Annotated in this window: 23 protein-coding genes; 11 read left to right on the forward strand and 12 right to left on the reverse strand. The window is 73.1% G+C overall.

Annotated features, from left to right (window positions below):
- Positions 1-17 precede the first annotated feature (17 nt).
- On the forward strand, positions 18-575 hold the full coding sequence (locus ACQPXD_RS20410; protein WP_432840765.1) for a hypothetical protein: 558 nt from the start codon (positions 18-20) through the stop codon (positions 573-575).
- A gap of 52 nt (positions 576-627) precedes the next feature.
- On the opposite strand, the gene ACQPXD_RS20415 is transcribed toward ACQPXD_RS20410, so the two are convergent.
- A complete protein-coding gene (locus ACQPXD_RS20415) occupies positions 628-1,314 on the reverse strand; it encodes a response regulator transcription factor (protein WP_432840767.1) in 687 nt (228 codons plus the stop codon).
- A 145-nt stretch (positions 1,315-1,459) separates the two neighbouring features.
- Positions 1,460-2,494: a zinc-binding dehydrogenase gene (locus tag ACQPXD_RS20420; RefSeq protein ID WP_432840769.1), complete on the reverse strand. Its 1,035-nt coding sequence runs from the start codon at positions 2,492-2,494 to the stop codon at positions 1,460-1,462.
- 100 nt (positions 2,495-2,594) lie between these two features.
- Between ACQPXD_RS20420 and ACQPXD_RS20425 the strand changes: the two genes are divergently transcribed.
- Entirely contained in the window at positions 2,595-3,443 is an 849-nt protein-coding gene (locus tag ACQPXD_RS20425; protein WP_432840771.1) for a helix-turn-helix domain-containing protein, read from the forward strand.
- 115 nt (positions 3,444-3,558) lie between these two features.
- Here the strand turns inward: ACQPXD_RS20425 and ACQPXD_RS20430 are convergent, their stop codons facing one another.
- On the reverse strand, positions 3,559-4,200 hold the full coding sequence (locus ACQPXD_RS20430; protein WP_432840773.1) for a TetR/AcrR family transcriptional regulator: 642 nt from the start codon (positions 4,198-4,200) through the stop codon (positions 3,559-3,561).
- A 599-nt stretch (positions 4,201-4,799) separates the two neighbouring features.
- On the opposite strand from ACQPXD_RS20430, the gene ACQPXD_RS20435 reads away from it, so the two are divergent.
- Positions 4,800-5,825, forward strand: coding sequence for a hypothetical protein (locus ACQPXD_RS20435; RefSeq protein WP_432840775.1), 1,026 nt, complete (start codon positions 4,800-4,802; stop codon positions 5,823-5,825).
- 68 nt (positions 5,826-5,893) lie between these two features.
- A complete protein-coding gene (locus ACQPXD_RS20440) occupies positions 5,894-6,337 on the forward strand; it encodes an SRPBCC family protein (RefSeq protein ID WP_432840777.1) in 444 nt (147 codons plus the stop codon).
- Between the two features lie 19 nt (positions 6,338-6,356).
- Here ACQPXD_RS20440 and ACQPXD_RS20445 read toward each other — a convergent pair whose 3' ends face one another.
- Both ACQPXD_RS20445 and ACQPXD_RS20450 read right to left on the reverse strand, forming a co-directional pair.
- Positions 6,357-7,109, reverse strand: a complete 753-nt coding sequence (locus ACQPXD_RS20445) for an AraC family transcriptional regulator (protein WP_432840779.1) — start codon at positions 7,107-7,109, stop codon at positions 6,357-6,359.
- Positions 7,110-7,143: 34 nt separating this feature from the next.
- On the reverse strand, positions 7,144-7,446 hold the full coding sequence (locus ACQPXD_RS20450) for a putative quinol monooxygenase (RefSeq protein ID WP_432840781.1): 303 nt from the start codon (positions 7,444-7,446) through the stop codon (positions 7,144-7,146).
- A gap of 196 nt (positions 7,447-7,642) precedes the next feature.
- Here ACQPXD_RS20450 and ACQPXD_RS20455 point away from each other — a divergent pair, with 196 nt between their 5' ends.
- From ACQPXD_RS20455 to ACQPXD_RS20465, 3 genes are all read left to right on the forward strand, one after another.
- Entirely contained in the window at positions 7,643-8,365 is a 723-nt protein-coding gene (locus ACQPXD_RS20455) for a hypothetical protein (RefSeq protein ID WP_432840783.1), read from the forward strand.
- A 42-nt stretch (positions 8,366-8,407) separates the two neighbouring features.
- A complete protein-coding gene (locus ACQPXD_RS20460) occupies positions 8,408-8,560 on the forward strand; it encodes a hypothetical protein (protein ID WP_432840785.1) in 153 nt (50 codons plus the stop codon).
- 61 nt (positions 8,561-8,621) lie between these two features.
- On the forward strand, positions 8,622-9,653 hold the full coding sequence (locus ACQPXD_RS20465; protein ID WP_432840787.1) for a hypothetical protein: 1,032 nt from the start codon (positions 8,622-8,624) through the stop codon (positions 9,651-9,653).
- Here the strand turns inward: ACQPXD_RS20465 and ACQPXD_RS20470 are convergent.
- Positions 9,625-10,320 carry a GNAT family N-acetyltransferase gene (locus tag ACQPXD_RS20470; protein WP_432840789.1) on the reverse strand — a complete coding sequence of 232 codons (696 nt, stop codon included), beginning with the start codon at positions 10,318-10,320 and terminating at the stop codon, positions 9,625-9,627. The genes ACQPXD_RS20465 and ACQPXD_RS20470 overlap by 29 nt on opposite strands.
- A 135-nt stretch (positions 10,321-10,455) precedes the next feature.
- Here ACQPXD_RS20470 and ACQPXD_RS20475 point away from each other — a divergent pair, with 135 nt between their 5' ends.
- From ACQPXD_RS20475 to ACQPXD_RS20485, 3 genes are read left to right on the forward strand one after another with little or no spacing between them, the layout of a single operon-like run.
- The gene (locus ACQPXD_RS20475; RefSeq protein ID WP_432840791.1) at positions 10,456-11,454 is read left to right on the forward strand and encodes an amino acid ABC transporter permease; all 999 of its coding nucleotides are present in this window, start codon (positions 10,456-10,458) and stop codon (positions 11,452-11,454) included.
- Positions 11,454-12,233, forward strand: a complete 780-nt coding sequence (locus ACQPXD_RS20480; protein ID WP_432840793.1) for an amino acid ABC transporter ATP-binding protein — start codon at positions 11,454-11,456, stop codon at positions 12,231-12,233. Before ACQPXD_RS20475 ends, ACQPXD_RS20480 begins: the two co-directional genes overlap by 1 nt.
- A gap of 26 nt (positions 12,234-12,259) precedes the next feature.
- Positions 12,260-13,273: an ABC transporter substrate-binding protein gene (locus ACQPXD_RS20485; RefSeq protein ID WP_432840795.1), complete on the forward strand. Its 1,014-nt coding sequence runs from the start codon at positions 12,260-12,262 to the stop codon at positions 13,271-13,273.
- 9 nt (positions 13,274-13,282) lie between these two features.
- Here the strand turns inward: ACQPXD_RS20485 and ACQPXD_RS20490 are convergent, their stop codons facing one another.
- Positions 13,283-14,254, reverse strand: a complete 972-nt coding sequence (locus ACQPXD_RS20490; protein ID WP_432840797.1) for a helix-turn-helix transcriptional regulator — start codon at positions 14,252-14,254, stop codon at positions 13,283-13,285.
- A 242-nt stretch (positions 14,255-14,496) separates the two neighbouring features.
- On the opposite strand from ACQPXD_RS20490, the gene ACQPXD_RS20495 reads away from it, so the two are divergent.
- Positions 14,497-15,837, forward strand: a complete 1,341-nt coding sequence (locus ACQPXD_RS20495; RefSeq protein ID WP_432840799.1) for a histidine-type phosphatase — start codon at positions 14,497-14,499, stop codon at positions 15,835-15,837.
- Here ACQPXD_RS20495 and ACQPXD_RS20500 read toward each other — a convergent pair.
- The 5 genes from ACQPXD_RS20500 to ACQPXD_RS20520 all read right to left on the reverse strand — a co-directional run bounded on the left by ACQPXD_RS20500 (position 15,827) and on the right by ACQPXD_RS20520 (position 20,847).
- Positions 15,827-16,024: a DUF3072 domain-containing protein gene (locus tag ACQPXD_RS20500; RefSeq protein WP_432840801.1), complete on the reverse strand. Its 198-nt coding sequence runs from the start codon at positions 16,022-16,024 to the stop codon at positions 15,827-15,829. The two genes, ACQPXD_RS20495 and ACQPXD_RS20500, sit on opposite strands and share 11 nt — an antisense overlap.
- A 30-nt stretch (positions 16,025-16,054) precedes the next feature.
- Positions 16,055-18,259, reverse strand: coding sequence for an MFS transporter (locus ACQPXD_RS20505; RefSeq protein WP_432840803.1), 2,205 nt, complete (start codon positions 18,257-18,259; stop codon positions 16,055-16,057).
- Between the two features lie 71 nt (positions 18,260-18,330).
- Entirely contained in the window at positions 18,331-18,555 is a 225-nt protein-coding gene (locus ACQPXD_RS20510) for a hypothetical protein (protein WP_432840805.1), read from the reverse strand.
- A 178-nt stretch (positions 18,556-18,733) separates the two neighbouring features.
- Positions 18,734-19,195: an anthrone oxygenase family protein gene (locus tag ACQPXD_RS20515; protein WP_432840807.1), complete on the reverse strand. Its 462-nt coding sequence runs from the start codon at positions 19,193-19,195 to the stop codon at positions 18,734-18,736.
- 95 nt (positions 19,196-19,290) lie between these two features.
- Entirely contained in the window at positions 19,291-20,847 is a 1,557-nt protein-coding gene (locus ACQPXD_RS20520; RefSeq protein WP_432840809.1) for a DUF2079 domain-containing protein, read from the reverse strand.
- Positions 20,848-21,342 lie beyond the last annotated feature (495 nt).

Below are 21,342 nucleotides of genomic sequence, written 5' to 3' on the forward strand. Positions count from 1 at the left end.
GTTCCTATCGTGCCGGCATGCACAGAGTCAGCAGGCTCGTCCCGGTGGGCGTGGCCGCGGTCCTGGTGCTGGCCGGATGCGGCGGGCCCGGCCCCGCCGCGGACACGGGCGGCGCCGGCGACGTTCCCGGCGGTCAGGCGTACGTCGAGTACCGTCCCCCGGGCAACCGGTACACGATCCAGGTGCCGCAAGGCTGGGCCCGCACCGAGTCGGCCGGCACCGCCACGTTCACCGACAAGCTCAACACGATCACGGTCGCCCTCGGCAGCCGACCGGCGGCGCCCGACGTCGTCAGCGGGACCAGCGACCTGGATGCCCTGCGCGGCACGACGCCGGGCTTCACGCCGGGCACGGTGTCCACCGTCGAACGCCCGGCCGGGGAGGCGCTGCTCGTCACCTACCGCGCCGACGCTCCCGCGGACCCGGTGACCGGCACGGTCGTCAACGACGACGTGGAGCGCTACCAGTTCTGGCGCGACACGAACCTGCTCACCGTCACCCTCGCCGGCCCGCACGGCTCGGACGACGTCGACGCGTGGCGGATCGTCACCGAATCCGTGCGGTGGCTGCCGTAACCGTCCCTCGCCGGGCTCCGGCCCGCCACCGGGCGCGGCCGGTGCGGTGCGGTCAGCCGCCGTCCGGGTCGAGGCGGTAGCCGACGCCCCGTACGGTCTGGATCGCGGTTCGCCCGTAGGGCTGGTCGATCTTCTTGCGCAGGTAGCCGATGTACACCTCGACGATGTTCGGGCCGCCGTCGAAGGCCGCGTCCCAGACGTTCTCCATGATCGCGCTCTTGGTGAGCACGTCGCCCGCGCTGCGCAGCAGGAACTCCAGCAGGGCGAACTCGCGGGGCGTCACCGCGATCTCGTCGTCGCCGCGGGTGACGCGCCGGCGGGCCGGGTCGAGGCGCAGGTCGCCGGCGCTGAGCACGACCGGGCGCTGCGGAGCGCCGCGGCGGATGAGGGCGCGCAGGCGCGCGACGAGCACCACGAACGAGAACGGTTTCGTCAGGTAGTCGTCGGCGCCCAGGTCGAGGGCGTCCGCCTGGTCGTACTCGCCGTCCTTCGCGGTGAGCATGAGCACCGGCGTCCACACCTCCCGCTCGCGCAGGCGGCGGCACACCTCGTAGCCGGACAGGCCGGGCAGCATGATGTCCAGGATGATCGCGTCGTAGGCGCCATACGGCCGTTCGGCCGCCGCCCACAGCCCGTCGACCCCGGTGTGCACGAGGTCCACGGTGAATCCGTCCGTGGCCAGGCCGTCGCGGATCGTCTCGGCGAGCCCGACCTCGTCCTCCACTACCAGTAGCCGCATCGTGATCCGCCCCGTGGTCAGCCGGTCGGCTCGGGGCCGGTCAGGGGCGCGGTGGTCATGGCCTGACTCTAGACCATTTTCAGAGCTGACCCTTACGCGGAGCCACGGCCGCCAGCCACGGCGGCCGGGCCCGGCGACGCGGGGCTTACGGTTCGATCAGGACCTTGAGTGCCTTGCGGTCGGCCATGGCCTGGTAGGCGTCGGGCACGCGGTCGAGGTCAACGGTGCGGTCGAAGACCCGGCCCGGCCGGATCGAACCGTCCAGGACGTCCGGGAGCAGTTCGTCGATGTACCCGCGCACCGGCGTGGGGCCGCCGCCGACCCGCACGTTCTTGACCCAGGCCGCCATGGCGAGCGGCACGGCCGGGTAGTGCGGCACGCCGACCCGGCCGACCCCGCCGCCGGGCCGGACGGCCTCGATCGCGGTCGTGATCGCCTGCTCCGTGCCCACGCACTCGAGCACCGCGTGGGCGCCGCGGCCGCCGGTCAGCTCCCGCACCCGCTCGACCGCCTCCTCGCCCCGCTCGGCGACGACGTCGGTGGCGCCGAACTCGCGGGCCAACTCCGTGCGGCTGTCGTGGCGGCCGAGGACGATGATCCGCTCGGCCCCGAGCCGCTTGGCGGCGATCACCCCGCACAGCCCGACGGCGCCGTCGCCGATCACCGCCACCGACTGGCCGGGCCGGACCCCGGCGACGACGGCGGCGTGGTGACCGGTGGCCATGACGTCGGAGAGCGTGAGCAGCGAGGGGACCAGGTCGTCGTCCGGCGCGACGCCGACCCGGACCAGCGTGGCGTCGGCGTAGGGGACGCGGACGGCCTCGGCCTGCGCGCCCGGGTAGCCCATCCGGCCGAAGAACCCGATGTGCTCGCACCCGCTCAGCACGCCCTCGCGGCAGAAGGCGCAGGTGCCGTCGGCGGAGAACATCGGCATGACGACGAAATCGCCGCGGCGCAGGCTCGCCACCCCGGCGCCGATGTCCTCGACGACGCCGACCGCCTCGTGGCCCATGGACTGGCCGTCGCCCGTCGGCGCCATGTCGGCGTACGGCCAGAGGTCGCTGCCGCAGACGCAGGTGCGCGCGATGCGGATGATCGCGTCGGTGGGCTCGGCCAGCACGGGGTCGGGGACCTCGACGGTCCGCACATCCCCGGCGCCGTACATGTAGATCGCTTTCATGACACCACCGAAGCACCATTCCGGACCGGTTGAGAGACCTCGTCAGCGGTACCTCGGCAGGGTGCCCTTAGCGCGGATGTCAGCCCGTAGCCTGGTGGCGATGGACGCACGACGGGAGATCCGGGAGTTCCTGGCCTCGCGCCGGGCCCGCCTGACGCCCGAGAGCGTCGGGCTGCCCAACTACGGCCGCCGCCGGGTCCCCGGCCTGCGGCGCGAGGAGGTCGCCGTCCTGGCCGGCATCAGCGTCCCGTACTACGCGCGCCTGGAGCGGGGCGACATGAGCAAGGCCTCCGACAGCGTGCTGGCCGCCCTGGCCAGGGCGCTGCGGCTCGATGACGCCGAGCGCGCCCACCTGTTCAACCTGGCCCGCGCCGCCCGTCCGATCGCCGCCCGCGCCCGCGGCACCGACGACGCCACCCGGGTCCGCCCGGTCGTCCAGCAGCTGATCGACGCGTTCACCGGCGCCGCCGCCTTCGTCAACAACCACCGCCTCGACATCCTGACCGGCAACGCCCTCGGCTACGCGCTGTGCGCCGTGCTCTTCGCCGGCGCCCGCAGCACCAACCTCGCCCGCTTCACCTTCCTGGACCCGGGCGCGCACGAGTTCTTCGCCGACTGGGACAGCGCCTCCTCGGACGTCGTGGCCGACCTGCGCGCCGCCGCCGGTGGCCACCCGCACGACCGCCGGCTCGCCGCCCTGATCGGGGAGCTGACCGCCCACAGCGAGGAGTTCCGCACCCGCTGGGCAGCCCACGACGTCAACCTGAACCGCAGCGGCATCAAGCGCGTCAACCACCCTCTGGTCGGCGAGCTGGAGCTCAACTACGAGCAGCTCGACCTCCCCTCGGATCCCGGCCTCGCCATCTTCACCTTCAGCGCTCCGCCCGGCACCCCGGCCGCCGAGTCGCTGAGCTTCCTGGCCAGCTGGACCAGCGCCGGCACCCTCTGAACCACGGCGGTTCCGCCCGCGGCTTCCGGAGCCCTTGGGGTGTGCTACGCGGCGGGGGTTTCGCGGCCGCGTCGAGAGCCGGGCCGAGCGCGGCTTCTGGCGCCCTTGGGGTGTGCTACGCGGCGGGGTGTTTCGCGGCCGCGTCGAGAGCCGGGCCGAGCGGCGTCAACGCGGACCGCATCAGCACCGGCAGCGATCCGGCCGGCACCACGAACCCGGGCATCGACGCGGGCACGGTCGCCGCCCGCAACCATTGCCCGATCGCGACCCTGACGGCGGCGCCGACGGCGGCGGCCAGGACCTCGGCGGCCAGCCGGCCCAGGCCCGGGCAGCGCCCGGCGATGGCCTCGGCGAGCGGGCCGTCGATGGCGGCAACCGTTTCGACGTAGCAGTCGCGCAGCGCGGAACTACCCATGATCATCAGCAGTGCGGCCCGCGCCTCGTCGCCCGGTTCGGTGTACTGCCCGACGACGGCGTCGCCGACCGCCACCGCGAGGCCGACCTCGGCCGGCCGGCCGGCGACGGCCGCCGCGATCCGCGCCGCCCGGTCGGCGGTGACCGCCGCGACGATCGCCTGTTCGCGGCTGGAGAAGTAGTTGTTGTAGGTGCGCGGCGACACCCCCGCCGCCTCGGCGATGTCGTCGACCCGGACGTTCTCGGGCCCGCGCTCCAGCGCGAGCCGCAGCGCCGCCGCGCTGAGCGCGTCCCTGGTTGCCTGCTTCTTGCGCTCGCGCAAGCCCGGCTGGGCCGTCGTCACCGGATCACCCCCGCACGTCCGCGCGAGGCCGCCGCGTCGAGCCCTCCGCCGTTCGCGCGCTCCGGTCGCGTTCCGCTGGCGGCTGGGCGGACGTTGCGGATGCCGCACCCGCCGGACGCACCATCCGATCTGCGCGGCCAGGGCGGACAGATGTCTCCGTGATCATGATGTCCGCGCTGGCCGCACCACGGGTTTGCCATGATCCCGGAGCCTTTCGGTACACGGGGGTACATCACCACTCCGTGATCATGAAAAACCGTTGGTGTCGACGGTGGGTACAGCATGATCGCGGAGACTTCCGGTCGCTGCGCCGCGCTCGGCGGCGGCCGGCGCCCGGCGGGTGGGACGTGACCGCCGACCGTGGCCCCGCCCAGCGCATCGGGACACCACGCCGGCGGACGTGACCCGCGCTCCTTGCGTCCGCGCTGTGTTGCGTCCGCGCAAGCCGGGGCCGTTCTGGTCGTCACGCCACCACCATCGCACATACCATTGCGTGCACGCAAACTTGCGTGCGCGCAAAAATTTGCTACGGTCTGCTCCGAGACGCGGACCGGATGGACCGCGAAGGACCGTAAGCGCCGAACCGGAAGGACCGAAACATGCGAGCCAAGGGCATGGCCTACGACACCGGCTTCGTCCGCGACGGCCGGAACTCGGTGGAGCGCTTCGACCCCGGCCTGGTCCGGCGCGAGCTGACCATCATCCGCGACGACCTGCACTGCAACGCCGTCCAGATCGTCGGCGGCGACCCGCACCGCCTGGAGCTCGCCGCCCGCGCCGCCGCCGAACTCGGGCTCGAGGTCTGGTTCTCGCCGTACCCGCTGGAGCTGACGACCGACGAGATCCTCGCGCTCTTCCTGGATTGCGCCGAGCGGGCCGAGCGGCTGCGCGCGGCCGGCGCCGAGGTCGTGTTCGTCGCCGGTGTCGAGCTGAGCGTCATGAACCGGGGGTTCGTCGACGGCGACCGCATCGACGAACGCCTCGGCCGCCTGCTGGCCGACCCGGACGGCCGGGCCGAACGGATCGCCGAGGTCCGCTCCCGTCTCGACCGTTTCCTGCGCACCGCCGCGGCCGCGATCCGCGAACGCTTCCGCGGGAAGGTCACCTACGCCGCCATACCGTTCGAGGGCGTCGACTGGGACCTGTTCGACTTCGTGACCCTGGAGCTGATCCGGTCCGCGGAGGTCGCCGACCGGTTCCGCGACGGCGTCCGCACGCTCGTCGCCCGGCCGAAGCCGGTCGCGGTCACCGGCTTCGGCACCGCCACCTGGCGCGGCGCGGGCGACGTCGCACCCCGCAGCATGGAGATCCTCCAGTACGACGAACGCACCGGCGACCCGCTGCGACTCGACGCCCGATACGAGCGCGACGAGCCCGGCCAGGCGGCGTACCTCAGCGAGCTGCTGGAGATCTTCGACAGCGAGGGCGTCGACAGCGCCTTCGTGTACCTGTTCGCGCTCAACGGCCTGCCCCACCGCCCCGGCGGCGACCCCCGCGACGACCTCGACCTCGCCAGCCTCGGCATCGTCAAGGTCCTCGAAGGCCGCGCCGGCGACACCTACCCCGGCCTGCCCTGGGAGCCGAAGGCCGCTTTCGCCGCGGTCGCCGAACGCTACTCGGGATGACCCCGGTCCCCTTGCGCGCGCGGTGGCGTACCACCAGGATCGGTCATGCCGAATGAGGGGGAAGCCTGATGCCGCGGATCGAGTTCGACCTCACCACTCCGGTCGCGCCGGACCGATTCATCGCCGCCCTGACCGACTTCTCCCCGGCCCGCGCCGACCTTTGGCCCAACGTCGACCTGGAGCACCTGAAGGTCCACGAGGTCGGACCGGACTCCGCCGACGTCACCGAGGGCTCCTCCCTGGCCGGCGGCGTCTGGGAGCGCAACCGTTACGACTGGTCCGCCCCGGGAACGGTGCGGGTCGAGACGATCGAGTCCAACACGTGGCGCCCGGGCAGCTCCTGGCTGTACCAGGTGGAGCCGGCCGGCACCGGCAGCCACATCCGGGTCACCGTGGACCGCCGCCCGGCAACCCTCCGCGGCCAACTGGTGTCGGCCCTGCTGCTGGTCGCCGGCCGCCGCGCACTCCGCGGCGCCACCGAACAGGTCCTGCGGAAGCTCGCCGCGCAGTAGCCGGCGCCGCCGGGGCCGGTCAGGGGCGGAAGCTGGCCCGGTACTGCGTCGGCGAGCGGCCGGTCAGCTCCCGGAAGGCGGCGTTGAACGCCGACAGCGAGGTGTAGCCGACCGCGAACGCGATCCCGGTCACCGGCGCGTCGTCCGCGGCGAGGAGCTCGATCGCGCGCATCACCCGCATCCGGCGCAGCACCGCCCGCCACGTCATGCCGGTCTCGTCCTCGAAGCGCCGGGCCAGCGACCGCGGCGCGAGGCCGACCCGGTCCGCCACGTCCTCGAAGCGGACCTGCTCGCCGAGCCGCTCCTCGGTCAGCCGCAGCGCCCGGCGCAGCTCCGGCGATTTCCCGGCCGGCACGACGACCGGGCTCGGCCGCTCCGCGAGCCGCCAGGTCACCGCCGCGAGGGCCGCGAACAGCGTCTCCGCGTACGCCGGCAACGGCTCCTCGCTCTCGCCCCACCCGCCGCACTCGGCCAGCAGCGCCCGCGCCAGCGGCGTCAGGTCGAACACCGTCAGCGGTGCCGGGGGCGGCGGGGTGAAGCCCGCGTCGAACAGTACCGAAGCGGTCGTCACCGGCTGCGGAATGCTGACCCGGATCGCCCGGCCCGCCTCGATCAGCGCGGCCCGGGCCGGCGGCAGCAGCCACGCCTGGCCCTGCGCCTCCAGCCGGAGCGCACCGGCGGAGGCGCAGAGCAGGTAGTGGCGGTCGACGCGGAGGTCGCGCGCGGGCTCCGGCACGAACGCGCGAACGAAGCTGTAGGCCTGGCGCGTCATCGACAGCCTCGCACGACTCGATCGTAGGGCCGGGTCAGGCGACCGTCTCCAGCAGTTCGGCGTGAAAGCGCCGGCTCACCGGCGCCCCGGTCATGAGCGGACGAAGGACCACACCGGAGCGCGCGAAGGCGTCCGACTCCAGGTAGCCGGCGAACGCCGCCTCGTCCTGCCACTCGTGCACGACGGCGACGCGCGTCCCGTCCTCGCGCGACGCGTAGACCCGGAAGTCGAGGTTGCCCGGCATGGCGCGGATCCGGTCCCGCTCCGCGTCGAGCTGCGCGAGCGCGGCCGGACGGTCCCCGGCGGCGGTGCGGAAGTCGAGGATGGCGATGAGCATGATGAACCCCCTGGATCGGATGGTGATTGCCGCAGCGGTACCTCACGATCCTGGCGCGGCGCCGGCGCCCCGGCCGCCGCCGGCCGGACAGGTTCGCGCTCGCAACGGACAGGACCGTAACGGTTCCGGGATCGAACCGTTGCGATGCGCGGGGTACGGCCTGGCCGTGCGCCGCCTACCGCTGACCATTGTGGCGGTGACGACCGCCATTGCCGTGGCGGGCTGCGCGAGCGAGCCGATCGACGGCGACTCGCTGGCGCGCGACGCCGCGCAGGAGCACGCGCAGCGCCTGAACGACAAGCTCGGCCGCCGGGTCCTGGCCCGCGACGCGGAGTACGTCGCCGCGACCGAGGTGCCCAGCGGCGCGCAGGCCGACGGGCGGCTCGTCATCGCGCCGATCGCCTGGTCCGGGCGGATCACCGGGGACGAACAGGCCACCATCGACGTCCGGTTCTCGGTGACGGAGCCCGAGCACCGCCCGGCGACGTTCGGCGACCGCGGCCACGCGGCCGGCAGCGCCACGCGATGCTACCGATACACGCTGCGGCTGTACCGTGACACCGGCTTCCGCGAGATCGACTGTCCCGCGATCGCGAGCCCGCCGGTGCCCTCCGCCTCCCCGCCGCCGCGGCTGCCCGGCGACGCGCAGGACCGCCTCGCCGCGGCGCTGCGCACCGCCACGCCGGAAACCCTGGCGGACGCGGTGCGCAGGGCGTTCCCCGAGGACGGCAGCACGGTCGACACCGTGACCCAGGACGGCACCCTCGTGGCGGCGGTCGGCGCGTCCGCCGAGCGCGACTGCATCGTGATGATCAGGACCCCCGACGGCGCGACCAAGCGGATCAGCTACGACCCCATCCAGCTCGAGCCGGGCGAGCTCGGCTGCTCGGTCGGCCTGTTCACCAACCCGCCCCGCTGACACCGTCAGCCGGTCGGGCGCCCAGGGTTCGCCGTCTGGTCGATGGGCTCGCGGTGGGCGCTCGACCTCGACCCCGACGCGGACGAGGACGATCCGCGCCAGATCTGCGAGGGAGTCTCGGTCGCGCCGTACGACTACTTCCGCGAGCCGACGGACGAGGAGATCGAGGCGTACCTCCGCGAGGCCAATCGCTGAGCGCCGCGCCCTGGCCGAACGGCGGCTTCCCAGGCGTACTCTACCTATATAGAGTTACGGCGTGAGTCGGACCCGACGAGCGTTCCCGCAGACCGTCACGATGTCGCCCGCGCCGGAGGTGTGGCTGCTGGCGGCGGCGGTGCGGCTGCTGCCGGGGCCGCGCCGGGAGTGGGGCGAGGCGATGCTCGCCGAGCTGCGCGGCCTCGGGGCCGGCCGGGACCGGCGGCGGTTCGCCGCCGGGTGCGTCCGGGCGGTGCTCGCCCGGCCCGCGGTGTGGCGCCGCGCCGGCTACGCGCTCCTGCCGGCCGCCCTCGTGTGGTACGTGGTGCACTGGAGCGCCTGGATCGGCTGGGCGCCGCGCCGCTGGGGCGTGGTCGGCTTCGCCGCCGCCCTCGCGGTCGTCGCCGAGCTCGGCGTGCTCGGGCCGCTCGGCCCGGTCGGCGCCGGCCGGCAGGCGCGGTTCGCCCGGGCGGTGGCCTACCTGCTGATCGGCACCCTGGCGGTCGAGGCCGCCCGGTTCATGGCCCACCAGACCAATACCGACCTGGGCGGCGAACCGGTTCTGGCCGTCGTGCTCGCCGGCTGTCTCGCCGGGGCGCTCGCGGTGACCGGGCACCGCTCGCCGGCCACCCCGCGGACCCTGCGCACCGGCCTGGCCGGCGGCGCGGCCATCGCCGGCGCCTGGGCCGCGGCCTCGGTGCTGCATCCGCCGATCCGGCCGGGCGTGGGCCTCGCCGTCGCGCTCCTCGGCCTCGGCACGGCCGCGATCGGCTTCGCCGTCGCCCGCCGCCGCGGCCCGGCCGCCGCCTGGTGCGCGGCGACGACGGCCGGCACGACCGCCGCGGTGCTCATCGTCAACCTGATCACCGCGCTGTCGGTGCTCGGCCCGGCGCGCCTGATCCCGCACCTCATGCCGCCGGCGCTGCCGCTCGCCGACCAGGTGGCCGACAGCCGGATCGAGCTCGTCGACCGGTATCTGTGGCTGCTCCTGCTCGCCTGGTTCGTCGCCCTCGCCCAGTGGGTGGCGTCCCTGCCGGTCCGCGCACCCGACGACGAGGTCGGCCTCACGCCGGTGGCGTCCGGTAGACGGTGAAGGTGGTCTCGCGCCGGATCCGCAGGCCGAGCCGACGGTAGAGGCGGATGGCATTGGTATTGCTCGCCGCCGCGTGCAGCAGCACGCTGTCGCCGCGTGAGCGGATGTTGTACGCCACGGCGCGGACGAGCCGGCCGGCCAGCCCCTGGCCGCGGTAGGCGGGGTCGGTGCACACCGCGCTGATCTCCGTCCAGCCCGGCGGGTGCAGCCGCTCGCCGGCCATCGCGACCAGCTTGCCGTCGCGGCGGATGCCCAGGTAGGTGCCGAGCTCGAAGGTGCGGGCGCGCCACGGTCCGGGATTGGTCAGCGCGATCAGGTCGCTCATCTCCGCCGAATCCGCGGCGGTGAGCACCACGGCCTCCTCGTCGGGGCGCGCGTCGACGCCGTCGTCGACCATCTGCACGCCGTTGCCCTCGTGCAGCGGCTCCCAGCCGGCCGGCGGCGCGAACAGCGCCCCGGTGATCGGTACCTCCACCGCGGCACCGACGAGCGCGGCGAGGTCCCGCCAGGCCTGTTCGTCGCGGTCGTCGGGAAGAGCGACGAACACCGACACGTCCGGGTGATAGCGGCGGGCCGAGCCGTAGGTCTGGGCGAAGCGCGCGTGCGGGCCGTTCAGCGAGTGCCAGGCGGGATTGTCGAGCACGGAGTACCGGTCGCGGTCGATCACAGCGGTGCCAATCTTCGAGGGGTAATTGCTAGTTAACCGATCGGGATTGACAACTTACCTCGGGCGTCCTTATGTTGCCCAGTAGCGCCCCGGCGGCCAGGGGCCTCGCCGTCACACCCCGATGGAGCCACTCGTATGAGCGAGCCCGTAACCCTGACATCGCCACCCGGAAGCCCGCCGGAGAGCGGGCGGACCGGCCAGGTCGACCCGGAGATCGCGCGGCGCCGGGTCACGCCGCGGCTGCGCCCGTGGCGCTGGATCGTCAGCGCGGTCGTGCTGGTGGTGCTCGCCCAGTTCGTCATCGGCGTCTTCACCAACACGCACTACGAATGGCACAAGTTCTGGCCGTTCTTCACCCGCGAGTCGATCCTCGACGGCGTCGTGGTCACGCTGAAGGTCGTCGCCCTGAGCGCCGTGTTCGGGCTCCTCCTCGGCGTGGTCGTCGCGCTCGGCCGGCTGTCGGCCAACCCGCTGATCACCGGCATCGCCTGGGCCTACGTGTGGTTCTTCCGCGCGCTGCCGCTGCCGCTGCTGCTGATCATCACCTTCAATTTCTCGTACTTCTATCCCCGCCTCGGCGTCGGCATCCCCTGGGGTCCGGTCTTCGCCGAGGTCCAGACCAGCAGCCTCACCCCGCTGGCCATCGGCGTCATCGCCCTGAGCCTCAACGAGGCGGCATACGCGGCCGAGGTCATCCGCGGCGGCATCCTCTCGGTCGAGCCCGGCCAGATCGAGGCCGCCAATGCGCTCGGCCTGTCCAGGGCCCGCCAGCTGCGCCGGGTTGTGCTGCCCCAGGCGCTGCGTTTCATCGTCCCGGCGTACGGCAACCAGCTCATCGGCCTGATCAAGGCCAGCTCGCTGGTGTACTACGTGTCGCTGCTCGACCTGTTCGGCGCGGTGTTCGTGCTGGAGTCGCGCCACCCCGAGTCGCTCGTGCCGATCCTGATCGTCGGCGCGGTCTGGTACCTGCTGCTGACCGCCGTGCTGTCGGTCGTGCAGTTCTACGTCGAGCGCTACTTCGCCCGCGGCAGCGTCCACGCCCCGCCGCCCACCCCGATCCAGCGGCTGCGCCGATTCACCGTCGACTCGTGGGCCCGGCTCGCCGGCGTGCGCCTGACCCGGAGGGGTTTGTGATGACCACGACGCTCGGCACGACGGCGGCGCTGGAGATCCGCAACGTGCACAAGTCCTTCGGCCCGCGCGAGGTGCTCAAGGGCGTCGACCTGACCGTCCGCCCCGGCGACGTCGTGGCCATCCTCGGCCCGTCCGGCTCGGGCAAGTCGACGCTGCTGCGCACCGTCAACCACCTCGAGCGGCCCGACCTCGGGTACGTCGCCGTGCACGGCGAGCTGATCGGCGTCGAGGTCCGCGGCGCCCGGCTGCACGAGCTGTCCCAGCGCTCGGTGCGCCGCCAGCGCACCCGCATCGGCTTCGTCGCGCAGAGCTTCAACCTGTTCCCGAACCTCACCGCCCGGGACAACGTCGCCGAACCGCTGATCGCGCACAAACGGCTCGGCAAGCCCGCCGCGCGCGAACGGGCCATCGAGCTGTTGGCCCGGGTCGGCCTCGGCGACCGCGGCGACGCGTACCCCCGCCAGCTCTCCGGCGGCCAGCAGCAGCGCGTGGCGATCGCCCGCGCGCTCGCGCTCGAGCCGAACCTGCTGCTGTTCGACGAGCCGACCTCCGCGCTCGACCCCGAACTGGTCGGCGAGGTGCTCTCGGTGATCCGGCAACTCGCCGACAGCGGCACCACCCTGGTGATCGTCACCCACGAGATCGGCTTCGCCCGCGAGGTCGCCGACACCGTGGTGTTCATCGACGACGGCGTGATCGTCGAACAGGGACCGCCGGCCCGGGTGCTCGACAACCCGCAACAGTCCCGGACCCGCGAGTTCCTCTCCAAAGTGCTGTAAAGGCCGGACCTCTTCGAAGGAGAACCATGTCCACCGTCAGACCAATCGGCGCAACGTTAGCCGCCGCCGCTTTCGCCGTCGCGCTCACCGCCGGCCTCGCCGCCTGCGCGAGCGACGACGAGGCCACGGCGGACACCGGTTCCGCCGCCGGCACGGTGACGGTCGGCGCCCAGGCGAAGGGCATCGCCAAACCGGCCGACCTGAAGGTCGAGCAGCAGCAGAGCATCGCCGACGAGGTACCCGCCGCGATCAAGGCCGACGGCAAGCTCACCATCGGCCTCGGCGCGCTGCCCACCGGCTTCCCGCCGCTGGCCTTCGTCGGCGACGACGACAAGACCGTCACCGGCGCCGAGCCCGACCTCGGCCGCCTGGTCGCGGCGGTGCTCGGCCTCAAGCCCGAGTTCAACAACGACACGTGGGACAACCTGTTCGTCGGCATCGACTCGGGCAAGAACGAGGTCGGATTCTCCAACATCACCGACACCGAGCAGCGCAAGGAGAAGTACGACTTCGCCTCCTACCGCCAGGACAACCTCGGCTTCGCGGTGAAGGCCGGCAACTCCTGGAACTTCGACAAGAACTACGAGAACCTCGCCGGCCTCAAGGTCGCCGTCAGCGCCGGCACCAACCAGGAGAAGATCCTGGTCGCGTGGCAGGACAAGCTCAAGGCCGAGGGTAAGACCCTCGACATCAAGTATTTCGCCGACACCCCCAGCACCTTCAAGGCCGTCGTCTCCGGGCAGATCGACGGGTACTTCGGCCCGAACCCCGGCATCGCGTTCCAGATCAGCCAGACCCAGGGCACGCCCGACGCCGTGCGCAACGCGGGCGTCTACTCCGGCGCCGGCGAAACCCTGCAGGGCCTGATCGCGGCCACCACCAAGAAGGACAACGGCCTGGCCAAGGCGCTGGCGGACGCGATCAACTACCTGATCCAGAACGGCCAGTACAAGCAGTGGCTCGCCGCCTACAACCTCGACACCGAGGCGGTGGGCACCTCTCAGGTGAACCCGCCGGGCCTGCCGAAGTCCAACATCTGACCCCGCGGCTCAACGGTCCGGCCGGGCGTCGGCGTAGCCGGCGAGCCGGCCGGCCAGGGCGCGTACCTGGTCGCGCAGGGCGTCCGGGGTCTCGACGGCGAACGGCCGGTTCAGGCCGGCCAGCACGCCCGGTACCCAATCCAGCTCCTCCGCCCAGAACCGCACCCGGACCCGCCCGTCCGGCAGCTCCTCGACCGTCCCGATCGCGCCCGGCAGCCGCCGGCGCACCTCCTCGGCCGCACCCTCGACCAGGACCGACACCGCGTGCCGGTAGGGCGCCCCGGCGATCCCGGTCAGCACGTGGGCCGCGGGGTCGAAGCCGGCGGGGACCTCGAACAGGCCGGGGAGCACCGTGGTCGTACCGATGCGGTCGAGGCGAAACGTGCGCACCTCGCCGCTGGCCGAGTCCGCACCGGCCACATACCACCGCCCGGCGTGGGCGACGATGCCATACGGGTGCAGGGTGCGTTCGCTGTGCCGTCCGTCGCGGCTGGTGTACCCCAGGGCGACGGGCCGGCGGTCCCGCGCGGCCTCGGCGAGCGTCAGCAGCACGCCGGTCTCCGGGCCGACCGCCGCCCGGGCCGGCGCCGTGAAGCCGAGGGTCTCCAGCAGTGCGTCAAGCCGGGCGCCGAGCGCCTGCGGCAGCACCCGGCGCACCTTGGCGGCCGCGCTCTCCATCGCCGCGGCGGACGCCGCCACCAGCCCGGCTCGGCGCCCGGCGAGCAGCCCCAGGAGTACCGCCAAGGCCTCTTCATCGGTGAGCATCAAGGGCGGCATCCGGTAGCCGGGTGCGAGGCGGTAGCCGCCGTAGCGCCCGCGGACCGGGTGGACGGGGATGTCCAGGTCGACGAGATGCTCGACGTAGCGGCGGATGGTCCGCTCGTCCACGCCGAGCTGTCCGGCCAGCTCGGCGGCGGTGCGGGTGCCGCCACGCTGGAGGATCTCCAGCAGCGCGAGCACCCGCGCGGTCGGTCGGGTCACCCCCGAATTCTCTCCCGGATACCGGGCGGCTCCTGCCCGGTATCACCCCTACCGTGGCGCAACGCCACCTGACGCCCCGGATCGGCTGAGCCGGGGACGACCGCCCGGCCAGAAGCCGGCTCGCGCCGGCGACTTTCGCCTACGGAAGTTCACCGGCGGCTCATCCCGCCCCCGACCGCGGGCCGGCCCCGGTTCCGCCGGGGTTGTCAGGGTGCGAAGCGATCTCCACCGGAGGACCGCCCATGAAGCGCACCGTTCGTGCCGGCGCCGTGCTGGCCGCCACCCTGCTGGTGCTGGCCGCACCCGTCACGTCCGGCGCCGCCCAGGCGCGCGGCGACGGAGCAGCCGCGCACTTCTACACCACCAAGACGCCGTACACGGCCCAGGAGCGGCCGCGCGACTACCAGCCGGTGCCGCGGGGGTACGTCGCGGTCTTCACCGAGAACGTGGCGCGGCACGGCTCGCGGGCCATGTCCAACAGCGAGGACGGCGACGCCGTGCTGGCCGTGACCGAGCGCGCCCAGGCCGAGGGCGGGCTGACCGGGCTCGGCGCGGCCCTCGTCCCGCAGGTGCGGACGCTGCTGACGGCCGGGGCGTCGATCGGCTACGGCAACCTGTCCGGCCTCGGCGCGCGGGAGCAGCGGGAGACCGCGCTGCGCATGGAGCGCCGCCTGCCCGGGCTGTTCGCCGGCATCGCGCAGCGGCGCGAGCCGATCGAGGTGCAGACCTCCGGCGTGGCCCGGGCGGTGGCCAGCGCCAACGCCTTCACCGGCGGCCTGGCCGAGGGCGACCCGGCGCTGAGCGGGCTGATCCAGGCCCCGGTCACCAACAAGGATCTGCTGTACTTCCACAAGCAGCCGCAGAACGCCGACTACCAGGCATACGTGGACAGCGACCCGGATCTGGCCGCGGTGCTCGAGCGCATCGACGACCAGCCGCGCACCGCGCAGGTGGCCCGGCACGTCGTGTCCCGCCTGTTCGAGCCGGGATTCGTGGCCGGACTGTCCACAGCGGAGCAGATCTCGTTCGCCCGGTCGCTGTTCGAGCTGTACAGCGCCGCGCCGGACCTGCGCGTCGAGGCGCCGCACGTGGACCTCGACCCGTTCCTGCCCCCGTCCGACGCGGCGTGGCTGGCATACCTGGACGACGCCGAGGAGTACTACCAGAGCGGTCCGGCCTTCGCCGGTCGTACCATCACCTTCAAGCTGGCCGGCGTCCTGCTCGACGACCTGTTCGCGCAGGTCGAGGCCAAGGCGAACGGGACCAGCGGCAAGGGCGCGGTGCTGCGCTTCACGCACGCCGAGGAGATCGAGCCGCTCGCCGTGCTGCTCGGCCTGCCGGGCAGCACCAAGCAGTCGCGGCTCGACCAGCCGTACACCTATGAGCACAACCCGTGGCGGGGCGAGACCGTCGCGCCGATGGGCGCCAACGTCCAGTGGGACCTGTACGCCAAGGGCGGCACCTACCTGGTGCGCATGCTCTACAACGAGCGGGAGACGGCCTTCCCGCCGTCCTGCCGCCCGATCGCCAGGGGCAGCTACTTCTACCGGCTGAGCGAGCTGGAGCGCTGCTTCAACCGCTGACCCCGCGACCGGTCTGCTCCTGCAGCTCGTCGATGAGCCGCGAGGCCTCGGCCTTGGTGAGGCCGTCCGGCACGTCCCGGCCGGCCTCGCGGGCGAGCGTGGCGAGATATGACTCCTGCGGTCCGGTCATCGGCTCGTCGCCGGTCACCCAGTCCTGCGGGTCCTTCTCCGGGTTGCGTTCGGTCACGGTACTCAGCCTCCTTCTCGAACGCACGTCCTATACCCCGCCGCCGACCCGCTCGAACATCATCTCCGTCGTGTGTTCGGCCCCGGCACGGGCGATGCACAGGGTCGGGTGGTCGGGCGCGACGAGCGGCTCGAGGATGGCGGCGGCGCGGGCGTAGAGGCGGGCGGCGGCAGCGGGCCGGTCGCCGGCCTCGTGGGCGGCGGCGAGGTTGACCAGGGTCGTGGCGCAGTCCGGGTGGTCGGCGCCGAGCAGGCGTTCCTTGGCGGCCAGGGCCAAGTGGTACTCGTCGACGGCCGCGTCGAGCTCACCGCGGCGGTGGTGGATCGCGGCGAGGTTGTTGCGCACGACGGCGATGTCGTAATGGTTCGGCGCCGGCGCCGCCTCGAAGACCGCCAGGGCCCGGCGCAGCAGCCCTTCGGCCCGGGCGTGCTCGCCGCAGCCGTCGAGCAGGGCCGCCCACGCGACATGCTCGGCGGCGACGACCGGGTGGTCGGGGCCGAGCACATCGGTCCGCAACTCGACCGCCCGGCGGGCCCACGGTTCGCCCTGCGCGTGCTCGCCCCGGGCGTGGGCCAGGCCGCCGAGGTTGTGGTACAGCGTCGCCACGCTGTCGTGGCGCTCGCCGTGCTCGGCGCGCAGGATGTCCAGGGCCCGCCGGTACAGCGCCTCGGCGCGGTCGAAGCCGCCGGTGTACTTGCCGAGCACGGCCCACTCGTTGCACACCGCGGCCACCGCCGGCGAGTCCGGCCCGAACCGTTGCTCGGCGGCGGCGAGGGTCAGGCGCAGGAGCAGGCCGGCTCGGCGGTACCGGCCGGTGATGCGCCACAGCCCGCCCAGCATGGTCTGGGCCGCGATCCGCCCGGCCGGGTCGGCGGCCGCCCGGCAACCGGCGATCGCCGACCGCACGGTCCGCTCGGCCGCCTCGTGGTCGCCCGCGTCGCGCTCGCGCTCGGCCCGGTCGAGGAGCCCGGTCTGGGTCTGTTCTTCTGGTTGTTCGGTCCGGCCGCCGGCATGGGGAATATGGACCATTTTCCCGGGCAGTAGCCGGCCGAGCCGGACCGTGGCGAGCGCGCCGATGAGGAGCACCGCGATGCCCGCCGGAAACAGCAGGCCGACCGCGCCGGCCCCGACGATCGCCCCGGTCCCGGCGGCGCCGACGAGGAATCCACCGGTCCAGGCCACCGTCTGGGCTCCGTTGTACCGCCCGCGCAGGCCCGGGGTGGCGAGGTCGTTGACCACTGTGGACACCAGCGGGATGAACAGCGTCTCCGCCGCGGCGAAGACCAGCCCGGCGGTCACCAGGACGAATGCCTCGGACGCGCCGGCCGCCAGCAGCAGCACCCAGGCCGCGGCCATCAGCGCCAGCGCCGCCCCGAGCGCACCGGCCCGGCGCCGCCCGGGCAGCAGCCGCTGCAGCGGTACCTGCAACACGACGACCCCGACCATGTTCGCGGCGAACGCCCAGCCCAGCGCCCGGACGTCGAGCCCCGCGGCGGCCACGAACGCCGGCAGCCCGACGTGGAAGACGGCGAACCCGCCCGCGACCGCGAGCAGCACGATGGCGCAGGTCCACCGCATCGCCGGGTCGCGCGCCACCGCGCCGTATCCGCCCCGGCCGTCCTCCCGGACCGCCGCTTCCACCGGGGTGGCGTTGCCACGGACGACGGCCGCGATCAGCACGGCGAACACCGCGAACGACAGTCCGTCCACAATGTACAGTGCGATCAAACCGGTGGTTGGTCCGGCCGTCGCCACGGCGATCGAGGCCAGCGCGGCACCCGCCGCCCCGCCCAGGTTCACCGCCGCGTTGCGCCACCCGAACAGCGTGGGCCGGAGGTCCGTGCCGACCGTCCGGGCCAGCAGGGTGTCGAGCGCCGGCGCGAGCGCTGCGCACGCGAACGTGCAGGCCGCCACGGCCGCGAACCCGATCATCGGTCCGCCGGCCGCCGCCGCGACGACGGAGGCCAGCCCGGCCATGCCCAGGCCCGCGACCGCGACCGTCCGGGCGCCGACCCGGTCCGTGGCCGTACCGCCCGCCGCCGCCCCGATGATGGCCAGCACCGCTCGCACGGTCAGCATCACGCCGACCGCGGCGAGCCCGGCCCCGCGGACCGTGTGCAGGTAGATCACGAGATACGGTACGGTCGCCCCCGAGCCCATGGAGGACACGAGTTCGCCCGCGAGGACGAGCCGGGCCCGCCCCGGCAGGCGTCCCGCCGCACGGCCGGTCTTCACTGTTCGCACGTTCCGTCCCACTCGTCGCGTGGTTGCCGGTACCGGCGTCGGCCGGTACCGGCACCTTGCGATTACCGACCGGCGGCCGGCCGCGCCGGCGCGACGACCACGGTCTCGTTGTGGTTGGAGGCGAGCGCGCGGCCGACCACGGTCTCGTTGTGGTTCGAGGACAGTGCGCCGTCGGCCTTGGGAGAGACGACGGTTTCGTTGTGGTTCGAGGACAGCGGATGCTCTCGCCGGACCACGGTTTCGTTGTGGTTGGCGGTCAGGCCGCGGATGGCCGTCGTGGTGCTCATGGCTGGCTCCTTCGGTGAGGACTTACGGTTGCGGCCGGATCGGCATCGTGTCGACCCGGCCATCGGGCATTCAACCGTTGCCCGCCCGCACCGTCCGCGTACTTCGACACACACCCGCCGCGCCGCCGTGTGACCCGCACGACATGCGCGGCCCGTTGGTCCCTTCCCGGAGCCCGCGTCAGGGGATTCGGGTGGCGAGCGCGATGACGAAGCAGCCGAACGCGAGGATCGCCGCCGACGAGCGCAGGGTGTCGATGCGCTGCCAGCGCAGGACGGTGGCCCGCCAGTCCGGCGGCGGGTTGTCCGCCCGCCACTCGATCACCTTGATGTTGATGGGCACCGTACCGAGGAGCGAGAAGAGCATGAAGGCCGCGAGCGCCGCCATGCCGGCCCAGCGGAACCCGGCGCCGGTGCCGGAACCGCTGACGATCAGCACGGCGACGCCGAGGGCGACGGTGGGCAGCATGACGATCGGCACCACGATGCGCAGCGTGCGCACCAGGGCGACCCGGGCGGCGACGTGGGCGTGGTCGTCAAGGCCGCGCAGGGCCGGCTGGATTCCATATCGGACGATGAACTCCTCACCGGCCAGGATCCCGGCCAGGCACAGGCCGATCGCCTGCAGGATGACGGCGGTCATGTGAGCTTCCTCCCGGATTAAGTACAGTTACTATAAACTTACTCTAGCGGAAACTCAATGAGTGCACCGTGCCGGTAGGCGTACCACTGGATGAATCAAGCGCAGGGTGGCGCGGGTGGGGCCGTCAGTCGTGGCACGGCCGACGGGTCGTGCAGCACCACGAAGTCCTTCTCCTCGAAGACGACCTGGTAGCCGCGGCTGCGGAGCAGCTCGACGCGGGTGCGCTGGTCGTCGAGGGCGCAGAACGGGAACTGCGGCCGCCCGACGTCGGCGACGACCCAGGGTGCCCAGCGGGGGATTCGGTCCCACAGCAGCACGCGGGTGCGCCGGCTCAGGTGCGGCCCGACGCTCGAGGCGGCCTCGACCAGCGCCCCGTCGGGGATCCGGTCCACAGCGTCCTGCGCCGCACGCATGTCCGCGGTCTGTCGCCACGCCGTTGCCCGCCACAGCGGGCCGTAGGCCGAGGTGGGGAGGGCGGCCACCGCGACGAGTACCACGCCGGTCGCCCACACCGCGGCGACGCGGCGTGCGGGCCAGCGCCGTGCGATGCGGGCGGCCCCGTCCACGCCGGCGCACAGCAGCGGGATCACCACGAACGCGTTGTACTGCGCCCCGGTGCCCCACCAGCCCGGCGACCCGGACAGCATCCGCTCGGCCAGCAGCGGCAGCGTGACCGCGAGGTAGGGCGACAGCAGCGGGGTGAGCACGCCGAGGGCCAGCAGGAGCAGTACCGTATGGATCTTGGTCGCCGGATGGGTCAGCGTCGACCAGGCGTCGGCCGGCCGGCTGACCACATGCCAGAGCACGGCCGGAACCGTCCGGCCGAGCCGGTCGTAGGACCAGTAGTAGTCCGCCCGCCCGCCGAACGCCGGAATGATCACCCGCGTGGCGAGCGCCGTGTATGCCGGGCCGCCGAGCAGGCACCCGAGCCCGAGCAACACGTCGCCGCGCCCGGGCCGGCGGCCGCGGTGCGGCAGGAGCAGGCAGAACCCGACCCCGGCCACCGCCAGCCCGAGGTCCTCCTTGACGCACAGCACCGCCGCACACGCCAGCGCCAGCCGCCACCGGCGACCGGTGCCGTGGCGCAGCGCGGACAGCTGGTCGAACACCACCGCCATCAGCAGCGGCGCAAACGCTACCTCATGAACGTCGAAATCGACCGCGCTGGCCAGCGGCCATGACAGTGCGTATGCCGCGGCAACACCGTACGCGGCGGTAGCCGTCAACTCCCGCCGCGTGAACCGCCACAGCGGTACGATCGCGCAGGCGAACAGAACGGCCTGGGCGACCAGCAGCGTGCGGGGATCGTCGTAGACCAGATACAGCGGCGCGAGCAGTGCGAGGATCGGCGACACGTGATCGCCCAGCACGCTGAAGCCGGGGCCGAAGCCGTTGTGGACGCCCTTGACGATCGCGACCGGAAGATGGCCGTGAGCGTAGGACCGCACCGCCTGGTCGAAGATGACCAGGTCATACGTTGAGGAGCGCCAGGTCTGAAACCGGTTGAGCGACACCACTGAATACAGCAGCGCCGCGCCGAGCATCATCGCCGCCAGCGCGACGACATCGCGCCGCCCGACGCCGGCGCCTGAGCCGGCCGGCGCGGCGCCGGCAGCACCTTCCGCCACGCTCGCCGGCGGCTGCGTGGTCACACCCGCCCCACGGCGTCGGCGACCGCCACGCTGGTTGTAGTCATAGCCGCCCCGCGGCGCCAGCGGCGACGGACGCGAAGCTGGCTGGCGGTTGTGTGGTCACGTCTGCCTCGCAGTGCCGGCGGCGACGACAGCCACGCCCGTCGACGGTTGCGTGGTCATACCCGCCTCGCGGCGCCGGGCGGCGACGACCACAAAGCTCGTCGGTGGTTGTGCGGTCACAACTGTCCCGCGGCGGCGACCGCCGCGCTCATCGTGGTCATAGCCGACCCACGGCGACGGCGACCGCAGCGCCGACCGCCAACACGTGCCCCACGGCGACCATGCTATTCCCCGTAGATGCCAGGCCCCGGCGCCATCGGAATCAGCCACCAGGCGTCGCGACCAACCGGCCGCGGCCGGAGCAGACGTATCTCTCCGCGATCATGCGACTCTGACCGCCGAGCGGCGGGTTTTTCATGATCGCGGAGCCTTAAGGTACCTCTGAGTACATCA

The organism is Dactylosporangium sp. CA-092794 (assembly GCF_050948465.1).
In the GTDB taxonomy this organism is placed as follows: domain Bacteria; phylum Actinomycetota; class Actinomycetes; order Mycobacteriales; family Micromonosporaceae; genus Dactylosporangium.